The organism is Stenotrophomonas sp. CCNWLW162, assembly GCF_037203745.1.
Lineage (GTDB): Bacteria > Pseudomonadota > Gammaproteobacteria > Xanthomonadales > Xanthomonadaceae > Stenotrophomonas > Stenotrophomonas maltophilia_AQ.
In genome coordinates this window covers 42,290-67,770 of record NZ_JBBCBL010000001.1, presented here as the reverse complement: position 1 = coordinate 67,770, position 25,481 = coordinate 42,290, and the positions used below count along the sequence as shown (strand labels likewise).

Annotated in this window: 23 protein-coding genes and 1 pseudogene; 5 read left to right on the top strand and 19 right to left on the bottom strand. The window is 65.9% G+C overall.

Annotated features, from left to right (window positions below; all coding sequences use genetic code 11):
• Positions 1–3: 3 nt before the first annotated feature.
• Positions 4–267 carry a hypothetical protein gene (locus tag V9K93_RS00360; protein WP_046983382.1) on the bottom strand — a complete coding sequence of 88 codons (264 nt, stop codon included), beginning with the start codon at positions 265–267 and terminating at the stop codon, positions 4–6.
• A gap of 139 nt (positions 268–406) precedes the next feature.
• On the opposite strand from V9K93_RS00360, the pseudogene V9K93_RS00355 reads away from it, so the two are divergent.
• Positions 407–783: pseudogene (locus V9K93_RS00355) on the top strand (VOC family protein).
• Positions 784–825: 42 nt separating this feature from the next.
• Here V9K93_RS00355 and V9K93_RS00350 read toward each other — a convergent pair.
• From V9K93_RS00350 to V9K93_RS00325, 6 genes are all read right to left on the bottom strand, one after another.
• On the bottom strand, positions 826–2,247 hold the full coding sequence (locus V9K93_RS00350) for an efflux transporter outer membrane subunit (protein WP_004153207.1): 1,422 nt from the start codon (positions 2,245–2,247) through the stop codon (positions 826–828).
• Positions 2,241–2,978, bottom strand: a complete 738-nt coding sequence (locus V9K93_RS00345; protein ID WP_012510730.1) for an SDR family oxidoreductase — start codon at positions 2,976–2,978, stop codon at positions 2,241–2,243. The genes V9K93_RS00350 and V9K93_RS00345 overlap by 7 nt, the downstream gene beginning before the upstream one ends.
• Before the next feature lie 64 nt (positions 2,979–3,042).
• Positions 3,043–6,213 (bottom strand): efflux RND transporter permease subunit, encoded by a 3,171-nt coding sequence (locus tag V9K93_RS00340; RefSeq protein WP_012510729.1) that lies wholly within the window; start codon positions 6,211–6,213, stop codon positions 3,043–3,045.
• A 112-nt stretch (positions 6,214–6,325) separates the two neighbouring features.
• Positions 6,326–7,552 (bottom strand): efflux RND transporter periplasmic adaptor subunit, encoded by a 1,227-nt coding sequence (locus V9K93_RS00335; RefSeq protein WP_046983395.1) that lies wholly within the window; start codon positions 7,550–7,552, stop codon positions 6,326–6,328.
• A gap of 91 nt (positions 7,553–7,643) precedes the next feature.
• Entirely contained in the window at positions 7,644–8,414 is a 771-nt protein-coding gene (locus V9K93_RS00330; RefSeq protein WP_032969666.1) for an SDR family NAD(P)-dependent oxidoreductase, read from the bottom strand.
• Entirely contained in the window at positions 8,411–8,638 is a 228-nt protein-coding gene (locus V9K93_RS00325; RefSeq protein ID WP_337301914.1) for a hypothetical protein, read from the bottom strand. Before V9K93_RS00325 ends, V9K93_RS00330 begins: the two co-directional genes overlap by 4 nt.
• 147 nt (positions 8,639–8,785) lie before the next feature.
• On the opposite strand from V9K93_RS00325, the gene V9K93_RS00320 reads away from it, so the two are divergent.
• Positions 8,786–9,817, top strand: coding sequence for a LysR family transcriptional regulator (locus V9K93_RS00320; RefSeq protein ID WP_046983384.1), 1,032 nt, complete (start codon positions 8,786–8,788; stop codon positions 9,815–9,817).
• Between the two features lie 186 nt (positions 9,818–10,003).
• Here V9K93_RS00320 and V9K93_RS00315 read toward each other — a convergent pair whose 3' ends face one another.
• Both V9K93_RS00315 and V9K93_RS00310 read right to left on the bottom strand, forming a co-directional pair.
• Entirely contained in the window at positions 10,004–10,699 is a 696-nt protein-coding gene (locus V9K93_RS00315; protein WP_012510724.1) for a YiaD family glycine zipper/OmpA-like lipoprotein, read from the bottom strand.
• Between the two features lie 140 nt (positions 10,700–10,839).
• On the bottom strand, positions 10,840–12,255 hold the full coding sequence (locus tag V9K93_RS00310) for a cryptochrome/photolyase family protein (protein ID WP_046983385.1): 1,416 nt from the start codon (positions 12,253–12,255) through the stop codon (positions 10,840–10,842).
• Positions 12,256–12,364: 109 nt separating this feature from the next.
• Between V9K93_RS00310 and V9K93_RS00305 the strand changes: the two genes are divergently transcribed.
• Positions 12,365–12,949, top strand: a complete 585-nt coding sequence (locus tag V9K93_RS00305; protein ID WP_136638810.1) for an SMI1/KNR4 family protein — start codon at positions 12,365–12,367, stop codon at positions 12,947–12,949.
• Positions 12,950–12,968: 19 nt separating this feature from the next.
• Here the strand turns inward: V9K93_RS00305 and V9K93_RS00300 are convergent, their stop codons facing one another.
• From V9K93_RS00300 to V9K93_RS00285, 4 genes are read right to left on the bottom strand one after another with little or no spacing between them, the layout of a single operon-like run.
• Entirely contained in the window at positions 12,969–13,580 is a 612-nt protein-coding gene (locus tag V9K93_RS00300) for an inorganic diphosphatase (protein WP_046983387.1), read from the bottom strand.
• An 11-nt stretch (positions 13,581–13,591) separates the two neighbouring features.
• Positions 13,592–14,959 carry a purple acid phosphatase family protein gene (locus V9K93_RS00295; protein ID WP_337301913.1) on the bottom strand — a complete coding sequence of 456 codons (1,368 nt, stop codon included), beginning with the start codon at positions 14,957–14,959 and terminating at the stop codon, positions 13,592–13,594.
• Positions 14,956–16,071, bottom strand: a complete 1,116-nt coding sequence (locus tag V9K93_RS00290; RefSeq protein WP_337301912.1) for a phytase — start codon at positions 16,069–16,071, stop codon at positions 14,956–14,958. The genes V9K93_RS00295 and V9K93_RS00290 overlap by 4 nt, the downstream gene beginning before the upstream one ends.
• A complete protein-coding gene (locus tag V9K93_RS00285) occupies positions 16,071–18,584 on the bottom strand; it encodes a TonB-dependent receptor (protein ID WP_426355764.1) in 2,514 nt (837 codons plus the stop codon). Before V9K93_RS00285 ends, V9K93_RS00290 begins: the two co-directional genes overlap by 1 nt.
• A 216-nt stretch (positions 18,585–18,800) precedes the next feature.
• Here V9K93_RS00285 and upp point away from each other — a divergent pair, with 216 nt between their 5' ends.
• Positions 18,801–19,433, top strand: a complete 633-nt coding sequence (upp, locus tag V9K93_RS00280) for a uracil phosphoribosyltransferase (RefSeq protein ID WP_004153184.1) — start codon at positions 18,801–18,803, stop codon at positions 19,431–19,433.
• A gap of 143 nt (positions 19,434–19,576) precedes the next feature.
• Positions 19,577–19,870: a PsiF family protein gene (locus V9K93_RS00275; RefSeq protein WP_004153183.1), complete on the top strand. Its 294-nt coding sequence runs from the start codon at positions 19,577–19,579 to the stop codon at positions 19,868–19,870.
• Between the two features lie 117 nt (positions 19,871–19,987).
• Here the strand turns inward: V9K93_RS00275 and V9K93_RS00270 are convergent, their stop codons facing one another.
• From V9K93_RS00270 to rsmD, 6 genes are all read right to left on the bottom strand, one after another.
• The gene (locus V9K93_RS00270; RefSeq protein ID WP_004153182.1) at positions 19,988–20,875 is read right to left on the bottom strand and encodes an MBL fold metallo-hydrolase; all 888 of its coding nucleotides are present in this window, start codon (positions 20,873–20,875) and stop codon (positions 19,988–19,990) included.
• A gap of 119 nt (positions 20,876–20,994) precedes the next feature.
• Positions 20,995–22,725, bottom strand: coding sequence for a gamma-glutamyltransferase (gene ggt / locus V9K93_RS00265; protein WP_253078898.1), 1,731 nt, complete (start codon positions 22,723–22,725; stop codon positions 20,995–20,997).
• Entirely contained in the window at positions 22,722–23,003 is a 282-nt protein-coding gene (locus V9K93_RS00260) for a YfhL family 4Fe-4S dicluster ferredoxin (RefSeq protein ID WP_004153175.1), read from the bottom strand. Before V9K93_RS00260 ends, ggt begins: the two co-directional genes overlap by 4 nt.
• A gap of 132 nt (positions 23,004–23,135) precedes the next feature.
• On the bottom strand, positions 23,136–23,627 hold the full coding sequence (locus V9K93_RS00255) for a hypothetical protein (RefSeq protein WP_005409092.1): 492 nt from the start codon (positions 23,625–23,627) through the stop codon (positions 23,136–23,138).
• A gap of 61 nt (positions 23,628–23,688) precedes the next feature.
• A complete protein-coding gene (coaD, locus tag V9K93_RS00250) occupies positions 23,689–24,198 on the bottom strand; it encodes a pantetheine-phosphate adenylyltransferase (RefSeq protein WP_008267036.1) in 510 nt (169 codons plus the stop codon).
• 26 nt (positions 24,199–24,224) lie between these two features.
• Positions 24,225–24,803: a 16S rRNA (guanine(966)-N(2))-methyltransferase RsmD gene (gene rsmD, locus V9K93_RS00245; protein WP_046983393.1), complete on the bottom strand. Its 579-nt coding sequence runs from the start codon at positions 24,801–24,803 to the stop codon at positions 24,225–24,227.
• Between the last annotated feature and the right edge of the window lie 678 nt (positions 24,804–25,481).

Sequence of the window (25,481 nt, the reverse complement as noted above, 5' to 3'; positions counted from 1 at the left end):
CGACTACGGTGGCGGCTGCCGTGACAACAGGCGGTACAACGCCTGATGCTGGTTGCGCGCCTGGCAGATGCGCGCGCCGATCGCCAGGAACACGGAGATGCCGATCAGGCCCAGCCCCAGCATCTGATCCGGCAGGCGCACGAAGCCGATCGCAGCCGCCATCGTAGCCAACACCATCAGCACTACGACCGCTACCGACAGCCCTGCGCCAGGCGGTCCCGGATCACCAAACAGCATGCGCTGGGTATCGCGTTTGTCATCGCTCATCGCCTTCCCTCCTTGAATCTGCCCCACTAGTTACACCGCGGGCCCCGGTTCTGGCAGAGTCAGAAACGTCATGACTGTGACAACGTCCACAGCACGCGACGCGCTACCCTTCCTCCATTCCCGAACTGTGGAGAAGGGCATGGCACACCAGAGCCGCCTGGCCGGATTCATCATCGACTGCGAGGGCATTCCCCCGACGAAGGCGCACGCTTCTGGGCCGCCGCGCTTGGCCTGAAGGCGCAACCCGCCTATGCCGAAGGCGGCGCCGAGTACGCCGACCTGCAGGGCGCACCCGCGGGCCTGAACGTGGAAGTGCAACGTGTCGATCACCCTTCACGGGTGCACCTGGACATCGAGAGCGACGACATCGACGCCGAGGCCGACCGCCTGGAGAAGCTTGGCGCGCGCCGGATTGGCTTCGTCAAACGCTGGTGGGTCATGGAAGCGCCCACCGGGCATCGCTTCTGCATCGTGCACATGCGCGAGCGTGAGGTATCGGCCAATCACTGGCCCTGAAAGCAGAAGGGGACGGAAGCCACTGCGTCCGTCCCCTCCGGTTTACTGCACCTGCGCCACGCTGGGTTGCTGCGGCGATTGCCCCCAGCCGCCCAGCGCCTTGTACACACCCACTACGCTGACATTGACCTCGGCTTCGGCCGCGGCCAATGCATCATCAGCGGACAGCTGGGTGCGCTGTGCATCGAGCAGGGTCAGGAAGTCTTCCGAACCTTCGCGGTAGCGGATCTGCGCCAGCGACTCGGCGCGCCGTGCCGCCTGCGCCTGCTCGACCACGATGGCCAGGCGCGCCTGCTGCTTGGAATAGCGGGTCAGCGCGTTCTCGGTGTCTTCCAGTGCCAGCAGCACGGCCTGTTCGTACTGCGCGGCCACACCTTCGGCCTCGGCCTTGCTGGCACGCAGGCGTGCACGCACAGTGCCGAAGTCGAACGCCGCCCAGCTCAACGACGGGGTCAGCGACCAGGCCTTGTTGTTGCCGTTGACCAGACCGCTGGCGTCACCCCCAAGGAAACCGACGAAGCCGGACAGCGACAGCCGCGGGAACAGATCGGCAGTGGCCACGCCCACACGTGCGGTCGCCGCCGCCAGGCGACGCTCGGCCACGCGCACGTCGGCACGCTGGCGCAGCAGCTCACGGGTATCACCCAGCGGCAACGCCTTGGCATAGGCCGGCACTTCGTGCGGTGCCAGCATCGCGGTCAGCGTCTCCGGACGCTGGCCCAGCAGCACCGCCAGTCGGTTGCGCGACTGCGTCTCGGCCACTTCCAGCAGCGGAATATCGGCCTCGATCGCCTTCAGCCGTGCACGGCTGCTCTGCACGTCCAGCTCGCTGCCGGCGCCCAGTTCCCAGCGCGCCTCGGTCAGCTTCTGCGTTTCGCGCAGATTGACAAGGGTGTGCTGGGCCACGGCGATGCGCTTCTGCGTGCCGCGCAGTTCGAAGTAGTTGCGTGCCACTTCGGCGGCGACCAGCACCTGCGCATCGGCCAGGTTGGCCTGCTCGGCATCGAGGTCGGCACGCGCGGCTTCTGCAGCACGGCGCTTGCGGCCGAACAGATCCAGCTCCCAGCCCGCATCGAAGCCGAGCTGGTAGCTTTCACTGAACACCCGCTGCCCACCCAGCTGCGGATCGGGTTGCTTGCGGCGATCATAGCTGCCGCCTGCGGTGACATGCGGCGCCTGGTCGAAGCGGCTCTCGACGAACACCGCACGGGCCTGGCTGACGCGGGCCACGGCCACACGCAGGTCCAGGTTGTCCGACAGTGCGCCATGCACCAGCTCTTCCAGCACCGGATCATCGAACTGCGCCCACCAGCTGGCGACCGGCGAGGTGGTGCTGAATACCGGCTGCTGCGCACCCTGCAGGACCACCGGTTCCTGCACCGGCGCCTTGTAGTTCGGGCCGACGCTGACACAGCCTGCCAGCACCAGGCTGGAGACGGCCATCGCCAACGTGCGGATCACCATGGCAGCACCTCACCCAGGTAAGTGAAGCTGCCGTTCGGACCTTCATGGCCGATCAGTGCCATCTGCACGCTGGAGCGTGCGCCTTCACTGATCTCGATCTCGCCGTGGCCGCCGTTCATATCGGTTTTCACGTAACCCGGATGCACGGTGTTGACCTTGATCTGGGTGCTGCGCAGTTCATGGGCCAGCGCCAGTGTCCAGCTGTTCACCGCCGCCTTGGAGGCGTTGTACGCCGGAATCTTGAAATCGTAGATGCCCGAAGTCGGATCAGCGTGCAGGGTCTGCGAACCGAGCATGCTGGATACGTTGACGATGCGCCCGGACTTGGCCTGCCTGACCAGCGGCAGGAAGGCCTGGGTCACCGCCACCAGCGCGTACACGTTGGTGTCGAAGGTGCGCTTCCAGGTATCCAGCGACTGTTCGGACGGCGCCTGCGCCGGGTTCTCGATCATGATGCCGGCGTTGTTGACCAGGATATCCAGGCGCCCGTGGCGTTGGCGTACCTGCTCGACCGCTTCGGCGATGCTGGCCGCGTCGGTCACGTCCAGCTGGATGGCCTCCACCGGCAGGCCCTCGGCCTGCAGCTTCAGTGCCTGCTCGACGGCGGTCTCGCGCTTGCGGCCGGCCAGCAGCGTGTGCACGCCGGCCTGGGCCAGCTGGCGCACGGTCTCGGCGCCGATGCCGCGGGTAGCGCCGGTGACCAGCGCGATCTTGTTCTGATGGGAGTTCATGGATTCATGCCTTGTGAGGGGAAAGCCGCCGCCGGCCAGTGACCGGCGGCGACGGGGTTCCATGTCAGTGATGGATGGTCGGCTCGCCGTGCTGCACCAGCTTGCCACCACCATTGCGGGTGACGAACTTGCGCAGGGCTACGTAGAACACCGGCGTCAGGAACAGGCCGAACAGGGTCACGCCCAGCATGCCGGCGAACACGGTGATACCGGTCACCGAGCGCACTTCGGCACCCGCACCATGCGACAGCACCAGCGGCACCGTGCCGGCGATGAAGGCGATGGAGGTCATCACGATCGGGCGCAGACGCAGACGGCACGCTTCCAGTGCCGATTCAACGATGCCCTTGCCGCCCATCTCCAGCTCTCTGGCGAATTCGACGATCAGGATCGCGTTCTTGCACGCCAGGCCCATCAGCACCACCAGGCCGACCTGCACGAACACGTTGTTGTCACCTCCGGTCAGCCACACGCCGAACAGCGCGGACAGCAGGGTCATCGGCACGATCAGGATCACCGCCAGCGGCAGCGACCAGCTCTCGTACAGCGCGGCCAGCACCAGGAAGGCCAGCATGATCGCCACAGGGAACACGATGAAGGCAGCCTTGCCCTGGGTTGCCTGCTGGTAGCTCAGGTCGGTCCATTCGGTGGTCATGCCCACCGGCAGCACCTTGCCGGCGATCTCGGTCAGCTTGTTCATCGCCTCGGCCGAAGACAGCAGGCGCGGGTCGGCCTCACCGGCCAGGTCAGCCGCCGGGTAGCCGTTGAAGCGCAGCACCGGGTCCGGGCCGAAGGTCTGCTTGATGGTGACCATCGAACCGATCGGCACCATCTCGCCACGGTCGTTGCGGGTACGCAGCTTGCCGATGTCTTCGACGCTCTCGCGGAACGGGCCGTCGGCCTGGGCGATCACCTGCCAGGTACGACCGAACTGGTTGAAGTCATTGACGTAGGCCGAACCGAGATAGGTCTGCAGCGTGTCGAACAGCTCGGTGAGCTGCACGCCCTGCGCCTTGGCCTTGACGCGATCCACTTCAGCATCCAGCTGCGGCACATTGGCCTGGTAGCTGCTGATCGGGAAGGCCATACCCGGGGTCTGCGCGACGGTACCCTGCATCGCCTGCACGGCGTTCTGCAGCGCACCATAGCCCAGGTTGCCACGGTCCTCGATGAACATCTGGTAGCCGTTGCCGTTGCCCAGGCCAAGGATCGGCGGCGGCATCATCGCGAACGCGAAGCCCTCCTGCAGGCCGGCGATCTTCTGGTTGATCTCGGCGTTGATCTGCGCGGCGGTACGGCCATGACGCTCGGCGAACGGCTTGAGCGGAATGAATGCCACACCGGTGTTCGGGGTGTTGGTGAACTGCAGTGCGTTCAGGCCCGGGAACGAAATGGTGTGGGCCACGCCATCGGTTTCCTGGGCGATCTTGGCAACCTTGCGCAGCATTTCATCGGTACGCGCGATCGACGAGCCTTCCGGCAGCTTCACGCCCGCGATCAGGTACAGCTTGTCCTGGGTCGGGATGAAGCCCGGCGGCACCAGCTTGAAGATCACGCCGGTACCGACCAGCAGGATCGCGTAGACCACGAACACCGCACCGCGACGGCCGAGGATCTTCGACACGCCACGCTCGTACTTCTCCGAGCTGGACTTGAAGAAGCGGTTGAACGGACGGAACACCCAGCCGAACAGGCGGTCGATGATCCGGGTCGGAGCGTCCTTGGCCGCGTCATGCGGCTTCAACAGGCGCGCGGCCAGGGCCGGCGACAGGGTCAGCGAATTGATCGCCGAGATCACCGTGGAAATGGCGATGGTGACCGCGAACTGCTTGTAGAACTGGCCGGTGACACCGGACAGGAACGCCATCGGCACGAACACGGCACACAACACCAGCGCGATCGCCACGATCGGGCCGGACACCTCACGCATGGCCTGGTGTGCCGCCGCAGTGGGCGACAGGCCTTCCTCGATGTTGCGCTCGACGTTCTCCACCACCACGATCGCGTCGTCGACCACGATGCCGATCGCCAGCACCAGGCCGAACAGGCTCAGCGTATTGATCGAGAAGCCCAGCAGGTACAGCGCTGCGAAGGTACCCACCACCGACACCGGCACCGCGATCAACGGGATGATCGAGGCACGCCAGGTCTGCAGGAACAGGATCACCACCAGCACCACCAGGGCGATGGCTTCCAGCAGCGTGGAGACCACGGCCTTGATCGAGTCGCGCACGAAGATGGTGGTGTCATACACCGCTTCGTACTTCACGTCGGCCGGCATGGTCTTCTGCATCTCGTCCATCGTCGAGATGACCTGGTCACGGATCTCCAGTGCATTGGCACCCGGCGACTGGAAGATACCGATACCCACTGCGTTCTTGCCGTCCAGCTGCGAGCGCAGGGTGTAGTCACCGGCGCCCAGTTCCAGGCGGGCCACGTCGGCCAGGCGAACGATCTCGCCATCCACACCGCTCTTGAGCACGATGTCGCCGAATTCCTTCTCGGACTTGAGGCGGCCCTGGGCATTGATCAGGGTCAGGAACTGGCTGTTCGGCAGCGGTTCGGCGCCCAGCTGGCCGGCCGAGACCTGCACGTTCTGCTCGCGCATGGCGCGCACCACGTCACTGGCGGTCAGGCCGCGCGAGGCGACTTTGTCCGGGTCCAGCCAGGCACGCATGGCGTAGTCGCCACCACCGAAGATCTGCGCGTCACCCACGCCCGGAATACGCGCCAGCGCATCCTTGACGTGCAGGCGGGCGTAGTTGCGCAGGTACAGGGTGTCGTACTTGCCTTGCGGCGAGGTCAGGTGCACCACCATCAGGAAGGTCGGCGACTGCTTCTGCGTGGTCACGCCCTGCCGGCGCACGTCCTCGGGCAGGCGCGCCTGCGCCTGCGCCACGCGGTTCTGCACCTTCACCGCGGCCGCGTCCGGGTCGGTGCCCGGGCGGAAGGTGACGGTCATCTGCAGCACGCCGTCGGAACCGGCAACCGACTTCAGGTACATCATGCCTTCGACGCCGTTGATTGCTTCTTCAAGCGGCGTGGCGACGGTCTCGGCAATGACCTTGGGGTTGGCGCCCGGATACACCGTGCGCACCACCACCGACGGCGGGACCACTTCCGGGTACTCGCTGATCGGCAGGATGGGAATTGTGATCAGGCCTGCGGCGAAGATCACGATCGACAGCACCGCCGCGAAGATCGGCCTGTCGATGAAGAAACGGGAAAAGTCCATGGAGGAATTCCTGGAAAAGGCGTTCGGCGGGCAACAGCCACCCTGCCCCTCGCCGATATGACGAAGGCAGGGAAGGCTGCCGCTGGCGCCGGCAGCTAAGCGGGGACGCGGTTCAGTGGTTCAGTGCAGCGGTGGCATCGCGACCCGGTGCCGGCGGCGCAGCCTGCGGCTGCATCGCCACGGCCTTGGCCTGCACCGGCATGCCCGGCATGAAGACCTTCTGCACGCCGTCGATGATCACCTTGTCGCCGGCGGCCAGGCCGTGTTCGACAATGCGCAGGCCGTCGGCGGTGCGGCCGAGCTGGATGTCACGGCGCTGGGCCTTGCCATCCTTGTCGACCACGTAGACGTACTTGCGATCCTGGTCGGTCAGTACCGCCTTGTCGTCGATCAGCAGGGCCTGGAACTGGCCGCTGCCGAGCAGCTGCACACGGGCGAACAGGCCCGGGGTGAACTGGCGGTCGGCATTGTCCAGCAGTGCACGGACACGGATGGTGCCGGTGCTGCGGGCCACCTGGTTGTCGAGGAAGTCGACCTTGCCCGAATGCGGGTAGCCCTCTTCGCCGGACAGGCCGACCTTCACCGGCAGATCGCTGTCACGCTCGCTCGGGCGTTCGCCCTTGCGTGCCATCTGTGCGTAGCGCAGGAAGGTGCTTTCGTCGGCATCGAAGTAGACGAACACGGTATCCAGCGACACCAGGGTGGTCAGCACGCTGGCGCTGTCGCCCGCAGTGACCAGGTTGCCAGCGGTGACCATCGCGCGGCCGGCACGGCCGTCGATCGGGGCCCGCACCTTGGTGAACTCCAGGTTGAGGCGGGCGGCATCCACCGCCGCCTGCGCCGCCTGCACGGCCGCACCGGACTGGTCGGCCGCAGCACGACGCTGCTCGGCCGTCTCGGTGGAAATGGCCTGCTGCTCGGACAGCCGCTTGGCACGCTCCGATTCGCTGCGGGCCAACGTCGCCTGGGTGCGGGCGCGGGCCAGTTCGGCAGCAGCGCGATCGTACTCGGCCTGGTAGCTGCGCGCGTCGATGGTGAAGAGCACTTCGCCCTTCTTCACTTCCTGGCCTTCGACGTAGTTGACCTTGTCGATGTAGCCGGACACGCGCGGGCGAAGTTCAACGCTCTGCACCGCCTCGACGCGGCCGCTGAACTCGTCCCACTGGCTGACCTGCTTGACCAGGACCGGCGCGGCACTGACCTGCGGCGGCGGCGGTGCGCCCGCTTCTTCGGCGTGGCCGCCGCTGCAGGCCGCAAGCACGGCTGCGGCGAGGATCGACACGCCGACCATCGCGATGCGATGGCCGAAACGATGTGGGGTGGTATTGGGGGAAGTCATGGCATGCATCCGTACGGAGGGGTGGTACAGCTAGATGAGAACGTGTTGCAAAAACGGGCGGCGTATCCTGCGACCTCAACCAAGGTCGAGGTCAAGCAACGCCGGCGGTATCGCGCCACAAAGGTGGAATTTCCAGGTGCAGCAGGCCACGCGGCAGCTCGGCATCACTGCTGTCACAACGGACGACGGCGCGGTTGTCGCGGCATCCATCCAGCAGCGAGACCACGCGACGGCCGACCAGCAGCGAGCTCGGCCACTCGATGCAGGCATTGGCCGCGTTGGCCGGGGTACACACCGGGCTGCAGACTTCCAGCATCTGCGCGCGCACGCCGATCGCCTGCGCTTCCTGGTGCACCACCTGCGCGTACATGCGCATCGCGGCAGCCGTGATCGAGCTTTCGCCGTAACCGGCCCACGGCTTGACGGCGGCCGGGCTGCCGATCATCACGTAGCGACGTGCGTGCACGTTGTCCTGCAGCAACGGCAGCAGGTGGCGCACCGCGTGCACGTGCGGCATCAGGTCAGCCTGCAGCGCGCCGAGCAGTTCATTGCCATTGCGATCGACCACGCGACCGCGGCGGTAGGGACCGCCCATGGCCGCGATCACAGCGGCCAGCGGCCGTGGGCGCTGCGCGACCCGCTCGGCCAACGCACGCGCCGAACCATCGTCGCTGAGCGAGCCGAGCAGCGTTTCCAGGCCTGGCTCATCGGCGAACTGCTCATGCAGCGCTGCCAGCCGGCCCGGATCGCGACCGACCACCAGCACCGGGCTGCCGGCTTCCAGCAATGCGCCAACCACGCCCTGCCCCACGGCACCGGTGCCGCCGAGAACCAGAACTTCGGGCGTCAACATCCCATTCACGGGACATTTCCTCCCAAATCCGGGATAGTCCCAATTCGGCGCAGTCGGTCGCCCTTGTGGGGAACCAGGCGGATGGCACCGCCACGCTGCTGACGCATGGGCGCGGTAAACTCACGGAAGTCCTTGTGCACCAAGGAACTCGGGCGGACTTCAACGGTCATTGCCAGGTCCAGGGTGCTCTGGTCGGCGTTCCGGAGACGGGCAAGAATGTTGCGCAGGCTCATGGCGGACGGGCTCCAAATAACGAATGGCGCCACGATAGACCTCAAACCTTTACTTGATTAGTCCTGATTAAGGGGAATAATCATCCCGCTCCCGGTCCAATCGTTCTGTCACGATTGTCCCATCCCCGACGTCCAGGATCCCAGACCATGTCCCACGATCTCAACGAGACGCTGATCTTCGTCAAAGTGGTCGAGCAAGGCAGTTTCATTGCCGCTGCCAAATCGCTCGGCCTGCCCAAGACCACGGTCAGCCGCAAGGTGCAGGAACTGGAGACGCGCCTGGGTGCGCGCCTGCTGCACCGGACCACGCGCCGCCTTGGCCTTACCGAAGCCGGCTCGATCTACCACGAGCACTGCCAGCGCATCGCGCGCGAACTGGAAGAAGCCGAAAGCGCGGTCAGCCAGCTGCAGTCCGGCCCACGCGGTTGGCTGCGCTTCACCGTGCCCTATTCGATCGGCATCACCTGGATTGCGCCGCTGCTGGGCCAGTTCCATGCGCAGTATCCAGAGATCCGCCTCGACATGCATATGGGCAATGAGAAGCTGGACCTGATTGCCGGCGAAGCCGATCTGGCTCTGCGCGTGGGTGCCCTGCCCGATTCCAACCTGGTGGCACGCAAGCTCGGCAGCCTGCGCACGCAGGTGTTCGCCAGCCCGGCCTACATCGAACGCTATGGTGAGCCGCTGCATCCGGAAGAGCTGCAGTTCCATCGTATCCTGGCGATGCGCAAGCCGTACCACACCGGCAACTCGCCGCGCTTCACTTGGCAGCTGGGCGAGAATGGCGGCGAGTTGCGTGACTTCCCGGTCACCCCATTGATGACCGCCAACGACATGTCCGCGCTCAATGGTGCGCTGGTGTGTGGCGAAGGCCTGCTGTTGACCGGCGATGTGATGGCCAAGCCGTTCGTCGAATCAGGCATGGTGCGCCGCGTTCTGGCTGGCTGGACCGGACCGGAGGTGGACTTCAATGCCGTGTTCGCCGGCGGCCGCCTGGTCTCGCCGAAGGTACGTGCATTCGTCGACTTCCTGGTCGAGAAGCTCAACTTCGACGCCAATTACATGCTGGCGCAGTGCCCGGGCGCGAAGCTGGCGCAGCAGCAGAAGGAAAAGGAAGACGCTGCGTTGGAAATCAGCGGCAAGCGGATCCTGGAAAAGGTCGCGGCTTCGGCGGCGTAGTCCACAACGATGCCGCGCGCCAATTTCCTGGTAGATGCCGACCTTGGTCGGCGCCATTGGAACAGCCGCGACCGGGAACGCTATCGGCTTGCCGAGCAAGCTCGGCACCCACAAAAATGCCGCCTGCAAGGGCGGCATTTTCGTTCCGGCCGATGGCCGGACCGGCTCAAGCAATAACGCGTAGCGTTACTGCTTGAGCGGAATCACGCGGATTTCGACGCGGCGGTTCTTGGCGCGGCCGGCATCGGTGCTGTTGTCGGCAATCGGGTACGACTTGCCAGCGCCCAGGGTTTCGATGCGCACGCTCTGCACACCCTGGCCAACCAGATACTGCGCGACCGAGTCGGCACGTTCCTTGGACAGACGGTTGTTCACTGCGTCGCTGCCGATGCTGTCGGTGTGGCCAACCACTTCGATCATGGTCTGGTTGTAGTCACGCAGGGTACCTGCAACACCGTTGAGCGAGCCGTAGAACTGCGGCTTCAGGGTCGCCTTGCCGAAGTCGAAGGTGATGCCGTCCGGCAGGTTCAGCATGATGTTGTCGCCCTGGCGCTGCACATCGATGCCGGTGTTGGCGGTGCGCTCGCGCAGTGCGCGTTCCTGGCGGTCCTGGTACTGGCCGACGGCCGCGCCGCTGAGCGCGCCGATGCCGGCGCCGATCAGCGCGTGCTGACGACGCTCCGTGGCGCTGTCACCGGTCAGCAGGCCGGCGGCCACGCCGATGGCGGTACCGATCAGCGCGTTGCGGCCGGTGCGGTTCTGCTGCTCGGTCGGGTTGCCGTACTGGTCACTCTGCACATAGGAGCCGCCAGTGGCGCAGGCCGACAGGACGGCCGCACTCATCAGGGCCAGTGCGACGTTGCGGGTGGTGTTGCGGATCATGGGGTTCTCCTTGGTTTCCGGTCGGGCCGGCGGCTTGCGGGCGCAAAGAGAATAAACAGCCCAATGCGATGCCGGAATGATGATCCCGCACGCCGACAGGGCCGCGTTCAGCTAACTGACTGGATCGACCAAGGAGCGCTTTACCCTGCCCCCGACTGACGGTAGGCGGCCAACGCTGCATCCCGGCCCGCGGCCAGATCCACCAGCGGCGTGCGCGGATAGTCCGGGGCATGTGCGGCCAGCAGCAACGGATGCTGCCAGGGCGCGAAGCGCGCTTTCACCGGCAATGCTGCCAGCTCGGGCACCCAGCGGCTGATGTAGCGGGCCTGCGGATCGAACTTCTCGGCCTGGGTGACTGGATTGAATACCCGGAAGTACGGCGCTGCGTCGGCACCGGTTCCGGCCACCCATTGCCAGCCCATCGTGTTGTTGGCCAGGTCCGCGTCGACCAGGGTGTCCCAGAACCAGCGCGCACCGTGCAGCCAGTGCGCACGCAGATGCTTGCACAGGTAACTGGCAACGATCATGCGCACCCGGTTGTGCATGTAGCCGGTATGCCACAGCTCGCGCAGGCCCGCATCGACGATCGGGACGCCAGTGTTGCCGCGCTGCCAGTCGTGCAGCTGCGCGGCACTGGGCGTGGACCACGGGAAACGGTCAAAGCGCGGGTTGAGGTTGTCTGTGGGCGTCTTCGGGAAGTGGTGCAGCAGGTGATAGGCAAAATCACGCCAGCCCAGCTGGCGCAGGTAACCATCGATATCGGCGTCGGTGCCCGCACTGCGCAGCCCTTCCAGCGCGTGGGCGATGCGCCACGGTGCGATCTCGCCGAAATGCAGGTGCGGCGACATTCGCGAGGTGCCCACGCGATCCGGCAGGTCACGCTGCTCGCGGTAACCGCGCAACGCGCCGTCCTCGAACACGGACAACGCCTCCAGCGCACCGGCTTCGCCCGGCTGCCAGTGCTCCCAGAAGCCGGTGTCCCAGTCCAGCGTGGGCGCGAGCCGCAACTCCTCCAGCCCGAGGCTGTCGACCGAATGTGCCGTCAGCGCCTTCGGTGCGGCCTGCAGCGCGGGCAGGCACCAGTGGCTGAGCACGTTGCGCCAGTACGGCGTGAATACTTTGTACGGCTGGCCCTGCTGGGTGGCGATATCCCACGGCTCGAACAGCAGGCTGCCATTGCAGCTCTGTGCGTCGATGCCCTGCTCGCGCAGCGTGCGCTTGATGGTGGCGTCGCGTGGCTGGGTGGCGGGTTCATACTTGCGGTTCCAGTACACCGCTTCGGCGCCAGTCTGCTGGATCAACGCCTGCAAGGTCGGCAGGCTGTCACCGGCGCACAGCACCAGTGAGGAACCGCGCGCGCGCAGGTCGGCGTCCAATGCGCCCAGTGAACGGTGGCGCCACGCATCCGAGGCCGCACCGGGTACCCACTCGCCTTCCTCGTGCGGCGCGTGGATGTAGACCGGTACCACCTCGTGACCGGCGTCCAGCGCGGCCTGCAGGGCAGGATTGTCCTGCAGCCGCAGATCACGGCGGAACCATAGCAACGCTACCGACACATGCACCGCCTTCGTTATGGAAGGCGGTCATGATAGCCAGCCGCGGTGAAGGCATTGCAGGCGAAGCGCGTCTGCTAGGCTGCCGGGCCGCTGCCCGCTGGACCCTGCCATGAATGATCTGCACACCTCATTTGCCCGCTTCGGGCTGCTGCATGCCCAGCGCGAAGGTGACTGGCAGGGCCCATTCCCGTTACCCCCAGTGCTGGCGCGCTTCTACGCGCAGGTCGGACCGCTGGGCGATGAGATCAGTGCCAAGGTGGGTGCAGCCGGTATCACCATCCCTGGCCTTGATGTCTGGATACCGCCGCTGCAGCGCCTGTGGAGCCACCAGGCCGGCTATCGCTGGCACGGCATCAGTGGCGAGCCCATCGACGATTGGCCATCGAACTGGCTGGTGATTGCCGACCGCGGCGCCGATCCCTTCATCCTCGACCTGGACGACGGCCGCGTGCTGTTCAGTCATCACGGTGCTGGCCTGCTGGATGCCGGCGAGATTGTTGCCGACGTCCCCACTCTGATGGCGGCTCTGGCGGCGGCCGGCACCGTGTATCTGGAGGCCGGCGACGACCTCTACGACGATGATGACGATGGGGGCATCCGTGCCGTGCACGAGGAAGCCGCGGTGCAGGCGGTTGCGCAGGTGCTTGGCAACCGCCTGGATGCCGAGTGCCTGCTGGAAACACTGCGAGGCTGAATCCACGCATGGCGTGGATCTACCTCTCGAAACGCTGCATCGCCTCGCTGATCAGCACACGCGCTTCGGCGGCATCGCCCCAGCCGTTGAGCTGCACCGGATTGCGGCCTGTCGGCAGGTCCTTGTAGACCCGGAAGAACGCCTCGATGCGCTGCCGCTCGACTTCCGGCAGATCCTTCAGGTCGCGGATGTTGGCGTAGGTCGGGTCGACCTTGTCGGTGGGCACGCCGATGATCTTCTCGTCATGCTCGCCGCCGTCGATCATCTTCAGGTAGCCGATCGGCCGGAAGCGCACGATCACGCCCGGATGCAGTGGTTCACGGGTCAACACCAGCGCATCCAGGGGATCGTTGTCACCGGCCAGCGTGCGCGGCATCGAGCCGTAGTTGGCCGGATAGGCCACCGGCATCGACTGGAAGCGGTCCACATGCACCAGACCGTCTTCCTTGATCTCGTATTTGGTGAAGCTGCCAGCGGGGATCTCCACCGCCAGGTTCACCTCCAGCGGGGCCTGCTTCGGCTGCGCGACCAGGAACGGATGCAGCACCGCGTCGGCAGCAGCAACCGCACCGGCCAGAATCAGCAGTGCACCGCCGATGGCGGCCATCGGGACGATACGACGTGTCGTCATGGCGTTTCCTCTCACTCCCAACAACGGTCTGCGCGACCTTTGGCAGTCTGCGCACGGGGGCATTCACGCGAAGTGATGCGGCCCTCGCGCTGCTCCAGCCGCTGCTTGCCGCCCTTGGCATCACGACGCAGTTCAAACGCGTCGTACAGGCGACCGGTCACCGTGCGCGCCTCGTAACGCAGTTGCTGCGGATCGATGCGCAGCACCTGGAACAGCTGGGTGTCTTCGGCCACCGGATCCATCGTTCTGCGTGCTTCGCCGGAAAGGCGGTACTGCTTGGGCCCGGCCACGGTCACCACGTACTGAGGCGTGGCGCCCTGCCCTTCACCGCGACGGCCGTAGGTGTGATCGTGGCCCTGCAGCACCAGGTCCACGTTGTGGCGGCGCACCACCGGCAACAGCACATCACGCAGCGCGGCGTTCTCGCGGCCTTCGCGCGGCGAATAGAACGGCTGGTGCAGCAGCACGATGGTCCATGGCTGCGGATTGCCGGTCAGCACCTTGTCCAGCCACTTCGCCTGCGCCTTGGCCGTGCCAAGGTCGAGTGCCGAAGTACCATCAACCACGGCCACGCGCACGCCCTGTGCATCGAACCAGTAGCTGGTCTGCTGCGCGGCGGTGGCGCCATTGCCCGGCAGCGCGAACGTCACCGGCCAATGCTTGCCCAGCACGCGGCGTTCCTGCGGGGTGTCCTCGAATTCCTCGAAGTACTCGTGGTTGCCTATCGCCGGCGCCACCAGTGTTTCCTGCGCCAGCCAGCCGACGGCAGCGAACCACTCGCCCCACTCGCTGTCATCCATGTTGTCGCCGCCGCTGACCAGGTCACCGGCGAACAGGCTCATGCGTGCCTCCGGTGCGGCCTTCTGCGCGGCACGGATCACGCGGCTGACATGGCTGACGTTCTTGTTCTGGGTATCGCCGAAGTACAGCAGCGTCAACGGCTGGTCGGCGGCGGCCAGCGTACGCAGCTGGTTCCAGGCGCTCCAGCTGCCATTGCCCTGCACGCGGTAGACGTACCGGGTATCCGGCTGCAGGCCGCTGATGTCCGCGCGGTGATGATGCGACAGCCCGTTCTCGGTCTGCAGTGCGCGGGTCGTCGCACGCACCTGGCGGACCCCCTCAATGGCCGGTGAGTCACCGGCCACGGCAATCTCCAGCAGCGGCGCCTGCACGCTGCCATCAGTACGCCAGGCCACGGCAAAGCCATGGCCGGGATCGGCCGCGGGCGATGCCACGATGCGATCCGGCACCGTGGATGCTGCGTAGTAGCGGCTGCCTGCCGGCAGCTGGGTGTTCGGCTCGGCCGCCGCAGACACCAGCGACGGCAATACCAGCAGCAGGCCAAGCACCAGCGAACGCACCACGCACTGGCCGCTCATGCGCCACACTCCAGCGGCAGCGCGAGCTGCTTGGCGATGCTCTCCCAGTCGAAGGCCACCACGCCCTGGTCGTCATGCACCGCATACAGCGCACCGTGCGGGAAGCGTGGGCTGGCCCGCTGCATCAACCAGATGCCATCGGTGTTGGCCACCGTATTGCCCTGGAACGCACCCACCGGCTTCAGCGTATGCCGGTCGAACAGATGGAACACGCTGCGCTGTTTGCCCTGTTCGGTGGTGATCCACCAGCCGTCCTTGCCACAGGTGCGCAGGGTCACGCCTTCAGCCTGCGCCTTGAACACATCGCGGCCGAAGGTGGTGCCGGTGAAACGCCCGGCCAGGGTGTAGACCTTGAACTCGCTGGCGTAGCTTTCATCCTCTTCAGCGATCAACAGGCGATCGTTCTCCGGATCGCCCCAGATCGATTCCACCACACGCAGTGCGCCAGCCTCGCTGGTATCCCCGATGTCCGCCACGCGCTTCGCTTCGACCCTGGCACCGTCGCGGGTCACGTGGTACTGGCGCACGCGTTTGTCCAGCTCGGCCAGCGGCGGCAGGATGTCACGGCCCTGCGCATCCTCGCCGTTGTCCCAGGAGTCGGTGACGTAGACGCTGTAGCCATCGGCACGGCGGTCGACCCACAACCCGTACGGCTTGCGCAGATCCTCGGCAGCGAATGTTGCCAGCGGGGTGAAGTCCGGCAGGCTCAGCACCTGCACACGATGATTGTCGCGCTCCACGATCCACAGCAGGTCGTCGGTCACTGCAATGCCGTTTGGGCGATCGAACTGCCCTGGCCCGGTGCCGCTGCTGCCAACGTCACGCAGGTGCTGGCCGGTGCTGCCATCGTAGACCACCAGCTTGTCGGTGGCCTTGGCGGTGGCAATCAGCCACAGCTTGCCATCCGGCGCACGCCACGCCGCCGGCGAATCGATGTTGTCGGCCGGGGTCAGTGGAGTGACAAATGCCTCGGCGATGGTCGCCACCGCCCGCTGTGCCGCGGGCTTCGCTGCTGGGGCGGCCACGGCCGGATCATTGCCGGTGGCAGGCGTGCAGCCTGCCAGCAGAGCAGCCGCCAATGCCGCGGCAAGGACCGGAATGCGGCGCCCCATCACAGCGCCACCTTCAGGCCCAGCGCATAGGTACGGCCGTACTCTTCCATCTGCAGGGTGCGCGAGCGCGTCCCCTGGTACAGCTCCAGCGGCTTGTCCAGCAGGTTCTGCGCCTCGAAGTACATGCTCACACGCGGGGTGAACTTGTAGTCCAGCGAGAAATCGAGCTGGGTGTTGGGTGCAACGTAGATGTCGAATGCGCGGCCCTTGCCGATGCTGTCCAGGTACTCGCTGCGGTACACCGCCGCCAGCCGCGTACTGACACCATACTTTTCATAGCCGATGTGGGCGCTGTAGACATGCTTGGAGGCGCGCGGCAGGGTGAAATCCTCCCCGGCGCGGTCCTTGATGCCGGCATCGAACCTGGTATCCAGCCAGGTACCGCTGGCGCCGACCAGCAGGCCGTCCAGGCCGGCTGGCAGGAAAGCCAGCTGCTGCTGCCAGTTGAATTCCGCACCGCGCACGGTGGCCTTGCGGCCATTGATCGGCTGGGTCACGTCGAAGCCGCCATAAGCGGGATCATTGGTCCGCACCGTTTGCACGATGTAGCCATCGATCGACTTGTGGAACAGGCCAAGTGAAACGATACCGGTGCTGCCGATGTACTTCTCCACCGACAGGTCGATGTTCTTCGACTCGTACGGATCCAGTTCCGGATTACCCAGGCGCACTTCCTCGTCGCCGCGGCTGTAGCCCACGCGTGGCGAGACATCGCCGAAGGAAGGACGCGATACGGTCTTGTTGGCCGAGGCGCGCAGTACCCAGTCATCGGCCGCGTCGTAGCGCAGGTGCAGGCCCGGCAGCACGTTGGTGTAGCTGCTGTTGGCCACGCGCGGGGTAACCGTGAAGCTGCGCCCGTTGGCGGCCACGTCCACCTGGTTGCCGGTTGCCTTGAACTGGGTGTTTTCCACGCGCACACCGCCGATGATGCGCAGTGCACCCACGTCCCAGGTGCCCATGGCATAGCTGGCGAAGATGTCTTCGCTGGCCACGTAGTCCTCTTCCAGCGATGTCATCGCGTTGCCACCGACATCCTGCGGGCGAGCGCTGTACTGGCCACCATTGGCCGCCCAGAAGGCACGCATCGCGGCCGAATCCATGCCGTCACCCAGGTTGCCGTGGCGGTGTTCCGGCGAGGAGGTTGTCCAGCTCGACAGCGCCACCTTCGGGCCGACGCGCAGCTCGCGCTCGTCCACATTCACGTCGCGGTCGCGCCAGCGGCCCAGCAGGCCGAACTTGATGCTGCTGCTGTCGCCGTCGAAGCGCACGTTGACCTGCGCGCTGTGTTCCTTGTCGTTGACCTGCTTGGGCGAGAGCACGAAGCGGTCGAACGCGTAGTTGCCATTGTCCAGCCACTGCGGGTTGTCGAAGCTGTAGCTGGGCAGGCGGCTACGCTGGTCCAGGATGCCATTGAAGGCCTTGCCATCAAGCTTGAAACGGGCCTCCATCTCGTCGTTCACCCGCTCTTCGGTGCGGGTGTAGCCGATCCGGTAATCGACCACGGCGTTGGTCAGCTTGTTCTCGCCACCGAGACTTGCCGCGAAGGTGTTTTCCTTCTTGGTGCGGTAGCGCATGCGCTTGTCGATGGAATCCTTCGGCATGCCATCCAGCCGATACTGGTCGGTGCCGGTCTTGACCATCTTCGCGTCGTCGAAGTTGAAGATCACGCGCTGGCGGGTCTCCGCATCGTCGAACTGGCTGTACAGCGTGCGCAGGTAGTATTTGCTGTCTTCATTCGGGCGCCAGTCGAGGTTGAGGTTGGCACCGATGCGCTTGCGCTCGATCTCGTACTTGCGATGCTGCAGGTTGATCGCGGTGACATCGCCGGGGACGGCGTTGTCCTCGCCGTCATACTCCACTTCGGTGTTGTCCGACTCGAACTTGCGCTTCTGGTAGTTCACGCCCAGCGCCACACCGAAGGTGTCGTTGAACACTTCGCTGTAGTTGAAGGCGGCCTTGGGACTGGTCTCGCCGGACAGCTGCTGGTGGCTGCCTTCGATCTTGCCACGCAGGCTGCGACCGTCGCGGTCGAAGGCCGAGGCCGACTCCACAAGCACGGCGCCGCCGATGGCATCACCCGGCATGTCCGGGGTCGGCGACTTCACTACGCGCAGGCGCTCGGTGGAATCGGATGGAATCACATCCAGCGGTGCGGCACGACTGGAATCTTCCGGCGTACCGACGGCAATGCCGTCCACGCTGACGCTGTTGAGGTTGGCGTCCAGGCCGCGGATGACCACGAAGCGCCCTTCGCCCTGGTCGCGGGTCACGCTGATGCCCGGCAGGCGCTGCAGCGATTCGGCGACATTCTTGTCCGGGTACTGGCCCAGTGCATCGGAGGACACGGCATCTTCGATCGCATCACTGCTGCGCTTCAGGTCAACGGCGCGGATCTGTGATTCGAGCTGGGCGCGCACTTCGATGCGGTCCAGATCGACCGCCTCAGCGGCCACGGCGCCGGTGGCGGCAACCGCCTGCTGCCCGGCCGCCTGCAGCGGAGCTGCGGCCCCCATCGCCAGGGTCAGGGTGATGGCAACGGCCAACGGAGTCTTGATATGCACTGGGAATCCCCATTCCTGTTAAGAATGGGTCTGCACGGTATGTCCGCAAGGTTGCATGGCCGTGACATGCGCCTGCACATTTCATGTAAGGCTGCTCCGGGCCAGGTTTGGGTTCGGCCCGCCGATCCGGCAAAATGGCGTCCTCTCTCCTTTTCCCCCTTCCCGACCATGAAGATCGTCGAAGTGCGCCACCCGCTGGTGCAGCACAAGATCGGCCTGATGCGCAACGCCGCGCTCAGCACCAAGGATTTCCGCGAACTGGCCAACGAGCTGGGCACGCTGCTGGCCTACGAGGCCACCGCCGACCTCGAGACCGAGCCGCACACCCTCCCCGGCTGGGCCGGCCCGGTCACCGTACAGCGCATTGCCGGGGCCAAGATCACCGTGGTGCCGATCCTGCGCGCCGGCCTGGGCATGCTCAGCGGCGTGCTGTCGCTGATCCCGGCCGCCCGCGTCAGCGTGGTCGGACTGCAGCGCGATGAGGAAACCCTGCAGCCGGTGCCCTACTTCGAGCGCCTGACCGGTCGCCTGGAAGAACGCGATGCGCTGATCCTGGATCCGATGCTGGCTACCGGCGGCACCCTGATCGCCACCATCGACATGCTCAAGCGTGCCGGTGCCCGCCGCATCAAGGGCATCTTCCTGGTCGCGGCGCCGGAAGGCATCGAGGCGGTCAAGGCCGTGCACCCGGACGTGGAGATCTACACCGCGGCCATCGATGCCCAGCTCAACGACAAGGGCTACATCCTGCCCGGCCTGGGCGATGCCGGTGATCGCATCTTCGGTACCCGCGTCGGCTGAATGCCAGCGGGGTCAGAGCCCTTTCGTGCCGAAAGGGTTCTGACCTCAACAGCGCGGCGCGTCGCGGCCGCGTTGCGATTCTTCACGTGCTCTTGGCGCCGGGAAGCGAATGCTCCGCGCACCCGCCACCCTTGGAGCTCTCGATGAAAGCCTCTTTCCTGCTGGCCGCCGTCCTGCTGGTCGGCCTCCCCTTGGCTGCCAATGCCACCACTCCGCAGCAGCAACGCATGGCCGACTGCTCGGCCAAGAACAAGGGGCTCAAGGGCGACGCCTACAAGACCGCGCAGAGCTCCTGCCTCAGCGGCCACGCTACCGACAGCAAGGCCGCGACCACACCGCAGGAACGCATGCGCAAGTGCAACGCCGATGCGGGCACGAAGAAGCTGGCCGGTGATGCACGCAAGACCTTCATGAGCAGCTGCCTGAAGGCGTCGTAGCGGCTGACTCCTGCTGTAGAGCCGAAGGCAGCGGCAGGAGCCGCTGCCAACGTCGCTCGCGACGACCCGCAGGGTGTCGGTCAGGACGACCGGCATAGCTCATGCTCGGCTCTACATTTACCCCAGGGCGCGCGCCTTCAGCTCGCCCTGCTCGTGCAGGGTTACGAAACGACCCTTGTCATCGCGGCCCAGCTGCGCCAGCGCCACCTGCGGGTCGTGGGTGAAGAACAGATGCACATTGCGCGCCAGCTTGTCTTCGAGGAACTGCCGTTTCTCGTCGATCAGCAACTCGGCATTGCGGTCGTAGCCCATGGTGATCGGCACGTGCACCCACGAGCGGCCCGGGATCAGATCGGCACAGAACACTACGCCGCCCTTCGGTGATTCATCGGCACGCGCGTGGCCGACAATTTCGGCCAGCATCAGCCCCGGCGTGTGGCCATCGCTGTAGCTGAAACGCACAGTGCGCCCCAACGCCTTCGAATATTCGCCGTCCACCACTTCCAGACGGCCACTGGCCTGCAGCAGGCCCGGCAGTTCCGGAATGAAGCTGGCACGGTCGCGCGGGTGCGGCTGCAGTGCACGCTGCCAGTGCTGCGCACCGACCACGTAGGTCGCGTTGGGGAACAGCAGCTCCGGCTCACGCCCTTCGCTCCAGGCCGCGAGCAGGCCCCCGGCGTGATCGAAGTGCAGGTGACTGAGCACCACCACGTCGATATCCTCGTGCTCGAAACCGGCTTCGCGCAGCGAATCAATCAGCACGTGCTGGCTTTCCTGCACGCCGTAGCGTTCGCGCATGCGTGGATCGAAGAAGGCACCAATACCGGTTTCAAACAGCACCGTCTTGCCTTCCAGAGGGCTGGCAAGCAGCGCACGGCAGGCCAGCTCGATGCGATTGAGCTCGTCCGGTGCCGCCCATTTTTCCCACAACGCGCGCGGCGCGTTACCAAACATCGCACCGCCATCAAGGCGCTGCGAGTTTCCACGAATCGACCAGAGTTTCATGCGCCAATTATCGGCGTCGGCTCGTTAAATAATCGCTAGATTCGAAACGGAAAACCCCGCCGGTTGGCGGGGTCTCCAGGCCCTCCGTACGCCGGGCATGGCCCGGCGCTGCCGGAGCATCAATGCGCCGGTACAACCTGGGCACTGCCCACCGGGTTGCGCGGGTCGCTGCCACCGAACAGTTTGTTCGCTTTGCGGTCCCATTCCACGGTCTGCAGGTTGCCCCAGACGTGGCTGGAACCGCGGCCGCCGGCGGCGACATCGCCCGGCAGGTCGATCTTGTGGCCCATCGCCTGCAACTGCTTCACCGTGCCGGCGTCGAACGCATCGTTCTCGGCTTCGATCAGGTCCGGCAGCCACTGGTGGTGGTAGCGCGGCAGCGCGGCGACCTGCTGCGCGTCCAGGCCGGCGTCGTAGCCGAGGATGCCCAGCAGCACCATGGTGATGATGCGGCTGCCGCCCGGCGTGCCCAGTACCACCACCTTGTCGGCATTTTCCATGAAGGTCGGCGTCATCGAGCTGAGCATGCGCTTGCCCGGCTTCGGCGCATTGGCCTCATAGCCCATCACGCCGAACGCGTTGGGCGTACCCGGCTTGAGCGCGAAGTCGTCCATCTCGTTGTTCAGCAGCACGCCGGTGCCCTTCGGAATCAGGCCCGAGCCGTACAGCAGGTTGACGGTCTGGGTGGCGCCAACCCGGTTGCCGTCGCGGTCGATGATCGAGAAATGGGTGGTCTCGTCGTCCTCCAGCGGGGTCGGGTTGCCCGACAGCAGGTCGCTGGGCGTGGCCTTCTCCGGATGGATGGTGGCGCGCAGGCCCTGCGCGTAATCCTTGCTGGTCAGCACCTTCTGCGGGATCTGCACGAAGTCCGGATCGCCGAGGAAGAAGGTGCGGTCACGGTAGGCACGGCGCATCGCTTCCACCACCAGGTGGGTGCGGTGGGCCTCATCCATCGACTTCAGGTCCCAGCCTTCCAGGATCTGCAGCATCGACGCGAGCGCGATGCCGCCGGAAGACGGCGGCGACGCCGTGGTGATCTTCCAGTCGCGGTAGTTGAAGACGATCGGCTCGCGCAGCTTCACGCGGTAGCCCGACAGCTCCTCGGCGGTCCACTTGCCACCGGCCTGTTTCACGCCGGCCAGCAGCAGCTTGCCGGTCTGGCCCTTGTAGAAGCCATCGAAGCCGTCAGCGGCGAGGCGTTCCAGGGTCTGCGCCAGCTCCGGCTGCTGGAACAGGTCGCCGGTGGCGATCGGCTTGCCGTTGCGCAGGTAAACCTCGCGCGTGCCGGGGTAGCGTTCCATCACTTCACGGCGCGAGGCATAGCCCTTGGCCATGCGGTCGTACACCGGGAAGCCTTCGCGGGCGATGCGGATCGCCGGTTGCAGCGAGGCCGACAGCGGCAGCTTGCCGTGCTTGGCCGAGAGCTCGACCAGCGCCGCCGGCAGGCCGGGGATGCCAGCCGACCACGGCCCGTTGACCGAGCGGTCACGGTCGAGGTCGCCCTTCTTGTCCAGGTAGGCCTGCGGGGTCGCAGCGGCCGGCGCGGTCTCGCGCGCGTCCAGCATCACATCCTTGCCGGTGGCCGCATCATGCAGCAGGAAGAAGCCGCCGCCGCCCAGGCCCGAGCTGATCGGCTCGACCACCGCCAGCGTGGACGACACCGCCACTGCGGCGTCGAAGGCGTTGCCGCCCTGCGCCAGGATGTCGATGCCGGCCTGGGTGGCCAGTCGGTGGCCACTGGCGATGGCCGCACCATCGGGGCGCTCGGCCCGGACCGGGCTGTCGGCCCAGGCGATCGGGCTCAGCAGCAGGCCAAGCAGCAACAAGGGGCGGACGATCAGCGTCTTCATTCGGATGGGGGCTCCGCGTAGAGTTCGGGGTGATCGTGCTGCAGCTGGCGCAGCTTGGCCAGCAGCTGGTCTTCCGTTTCCACGATCTCCGGGTCCGGGTCGATGCACTCGACCGGGCAGACGACCACGCACTGTGGCTCGTCGAAATGACCCACGCATTCGGTGCAGCGCGCAGGGTCGATCACGTAGATGGTTTCACCCATCGCAATGGCCTGGTTCGGGCAGGCCGGCTCGCATACGTCGCAGTTGACGCAGAGCTCGTTGATTTTCAGCGACACGGCGATACTCCTCGCCCGCGCCCTGTGACAAAGGACCGGCCAACGCGGGCGCGCGGGCCGGTCAGGTCATCAGCGGCGCCCTTGCAGGACGCCGCCCGGGCCATGCCGGAGCATGGCCGCCATGGCTCGGTATTACTTGGCTTCGACGAAAATGTACTCGGCACCGGTCGGCTGGATGGCAGCCTGCACGCGGGCATTGTCGGCCGACTGGCCGATGAAGACGACGCGCACGCCCTTCATCGAATCCGGCGACACGTCCTTGAAGACAGCCTGGATCATGTCAGCCATCTTGCCCGAGGCCGACGAACCGAAGGCCAGCATGTTGCCCGGCTGCACGCCACGGGCCACGGCCTGGGTCGCGCTTTCGGTCTGGCGCTCGTACTTGGCCTGGAAGTCCGGATCCGATTCCGGGGAGAGGTAGTACAGGAACGGGCTGTTGGTGATGTTGCCCATGTTCTGGATCGCCACTTCCTGCAGGTACTTCTTCCAGCCTGCATCGTCGTCCTTGGCCGGAGCGACCAGGGCCTGCTTGGCCTCGTCGACCGGAGCGGCCTCTTCCTTCTTGCAGGCGGTGAAGGCCAGGGCCAACGAAGCGATCAGCATCGCGCGCATGGTGGTGTTCATGGGTTTCCTCCCGGAATGGTGCGTGGTGTTGTACGTAAAGGGGGTGCGGGTACCGCGGGGCTTACGACTGCGCCGACTTCGCTTCGCGGACCTTGCGCAGGGCTTCCAGCACCGCGGCCGGCACGAAACCGGACACGTCGCCGCCCAGGCGCGCGATCTCGCGGACCAGCGATGACGAAATGAAGCTGTGCTGCTCGGCCGGGGTCAGGAACAGGGTCTCGACCTCCGGAATCAGGTGGCGGTTCATGCTCGCCATCTGGAATTCGTACTCGAAGTCGGACACCGCGCGCAGCCCGCGCAGCAGCACACCGCCCTGCACCGAACGTACAAAATGGGCCAGTAGCGTATCGAAGCCGATGACCTCGACGTTGCTATGGTGGCCCAGGGCGCCACGCGCCAGCTGCACGCGCTGTTCCAGCGGCAGGGCCGGCCCCTTCGAGGGGCTCTGCGCCACGCCCACCACGACCTTTTCAAACAGCGGCGCGGCCCGGCTCACCAGGTCGATATGACCATTGGTGATGGGGTCGAACGTGCCGGGATAGACGGCGATGCGGCGGTTGGCCACGGTCATGGGCGGTAGCAGATGTTCAGATGAGGTCAAAGTGTAGCAGTGGCGCGGCGGTACAGGGCAAAGCGCACCTCGCGGGTACTGCCCTCGCGGTGCAGCAGCCATTCCGGCGGCAGCGCCGGCATGTGGCCGGCCGGCGACTCCAGGTACAGCCAGGCATCGGTGGTCAGGTGCCGGGGCAGCTGGGCCAGTACGTCCTGCCACAGGCCATCGGCGAATGGCGGGTCGATGAAGACCAGATCGGCCTGCTGCGCGGGCGCGGCCTGCAGCCAGCGCAGCGCATCGGCCTGGGCGACCGTGACGCTGTCGCCTGCCTGCAGTTTGGCCACGGCAGCGGACAGATTGCGCGCCAGTTGCGCATCGCGCTCGACCAGGGTGGCGTGCGCGGCACCGCGCGAGACGGCTTCCAGCCCCAGCGCGCCGCTGCCGGCGAACAGGTCCAGCACGCGTGCCCCGCCCAGCTTGGGCATCAGCCAGTTGAACAGGGTCTCACGCACGCGGTCGCTGCTGGGCCGCAGGCCCGGCAGGGTCGGCACCGGCAGGCGGGTATTGCGCCAGCGACCGCCGATGATGCGGACCTGGCCGTCATTGCCGCCACGGCCGCTCACTGGCGCCCCCGGCGGGAGGTATTCGAGAATTTCAGCATGGAGGGGATTGTAGTCGTCCGGGCGGCGCCCGGAACCCGCAGAGGCCGAAGCAACGGCCGAAGCAACAGCCAGAGCAACGGCAAAAGCTGGTTTCCTGTGGGTAGGCGGGGTGGGTCAGGCTGTGGGGGAAGCCGTAAACCCGTCCATGGGGGCTTGGCCGCGGCATCCATGCCGCGGACACCCCCACAACCTGACCCACCCCGCCTTCGACAGTTTTCTGCGATCTGTCGGAACATCTCTTGGGGTCAGATCCGTTTTCCTGCGGAAAACGGATCTGACCCCATTTGATGTATCGATATCTGACAGATGTGTCGACCAAGGTCGACACCTACCAACAGCCGCGTGAACCTGTCAGAGGCGGGGCACTGTGGGTTCGCGGGGTGTGAGCCGCATGGATGCGGCGACCAAGGCTACATGGACGTACTTGCGCCGTCCCCGCGAACCCACAGTGCCCCGCCATCCCACGGAATGCCGCTCTGGCTCTGGCTCTGGCTCTGGCTCTGGCTCTGGCTCTGGCTTTGGCAGTTGCAGTTGCAGTTGCACTGAGCGGGTGCCGGGCGCAGCCCGGCCGACCAACCCCTTGATTTCGGGACAATCAGCCATACCCCTTGGCGAGGCCGCACGCGCTGGCGCGGCATT

Bases quoted from the DNA above. Each gene is read 5' to 3' on its own strand.
- V9K93_RS00290 (WP_337301912.1), bottom strand. From the start codon at position 16,071: ATGGGGCGCCGCATTCCGGTCCTTGCCGCGGCATTGGCGGCTGCTCTG.
- ggt (WP_253078898.1), bottom strand. From the start codon at position 22,725: ATGAAGACGCTGATCGTCCGCCCCTTGTTGCTGCTTGGCCTGCTGCTG.
- V9K93_RS00300 (WP_046983387.1), bottom strand. From the start codon at position 13,580: ATGACGACACGTCGTATCGTCCCGATGGCCGCCATCGGCGGTGCACTG.
- upp (WP_004153184.1), top strand. From the start codon at position 18,801: ATGAAGATCGTCGAAGTGCGCCACCCGCTGGTGCAGCACAAGATCGGC.
- V9K93_RS00275 (WP_004153183.1), top strand. From the start codon at position 19,577: ATGAAAGCCTCTTTCCTGCTGGCCGCCGTCCTGCTGGTCGGCCTCCCC.
- V9K93_RS00320 (WP_046983384.1), top strand. From the start codon at position 8,786: ATGTCCCACGATCTCAACGAGACGCTGATCTTCGTCAAAGTGGTCGAG.
- V9K93_RS00345 (WP_012510730.1), bottom strand. From the start codon at position 2,978: ATGAACTCCCATCAGAACAAGATCGCGCTGGTCACCGGCGCTACCCGC.
- V9K93_RS00305 (WP_136638810.1), top strand. From the start codon at position 12,365: ATGAATGATCTGCACACCTCATTTGCCCGCTTCGGGCTGCTGCATGCC.
- V9K93_RS00295 (WP_337301913.1), bottom strand. From the start codon at position 14,959: ATGAGCGGCCAGTGCGTGGTGCGTTCGCTGGTGCTTGGCCTGCTGCTG.
- V9K93_RS00255 (WP_005409092.1), bottom strand. From the start codon at position 23,627: ATGAACACCACCATGCGCGCGATGCTGATCGCTTCGTTGGCCCTGGCC.
- V9K93_RS00325 (WP_337301914.1), bottom strand. From the start codon at position 8,638: ATGAGCCTGCGCAACATTCTTGCCCGTCTCCGGAACGCCGACCAGAGC.
- V9K93_RS00315 (WP_012510724.1), bottom strand. From the start codon at position 10,699: ATGATCCGCAACACCACCCGCAACGTCGCACTGGCCCTGATGAGTGCG.
- V9K93_RS00350 (WP_004153207.1), bottom strand. From the start codon at position 2,247: ATGGTGATCCGCACGTTGGCGATGGCCGTCTCCAGCCTGGTGCTGGCA.
- V9K93_RS00360 (WP_046983382.1), bottom strand. From the start codon at position 267: ATGAGCGATGACAAACGCGATACCCAGCGCATGCTGTTTGGTGATCCG.
- V9K93_RS00340 (WP_012510729.1), bottom strand. From the start codon at position 6,213: ATGGACTTTTCCCGTTTCTTCATCGACAGGCCGATCTTCGCGGCGGTG.
- V9K93_RS00285 (WP_426355764.1), bottom strand. From the start codon at position 18,584: ATGGGGGCCGCAGCTCCGCTGCAGGCGGCCGGGCAGCAGGCGGTTGCC.
- V9K93_RS00335 (WP_046983395.1), bottom strand. From the start codon at position 7,552: ATGACTTCCCCCAATACCACCCCACATCGTTTCGGCCATCGCATCGCG.
- coaD (WP_008267036.1), bottom strand. From the start codon at position 24,198: ATGACCGTGGCCAACCGCCGCATCGCCGTCTATCCCGGCACGTTCGAC.
- V9K93_RS00270 (WP_004153182.1), bottom strand. From the start codon at position 20,875: ATGAAACTCTGGTCGATTCGTGGAAACTCGCAGCGCCTTGATGGCGGT.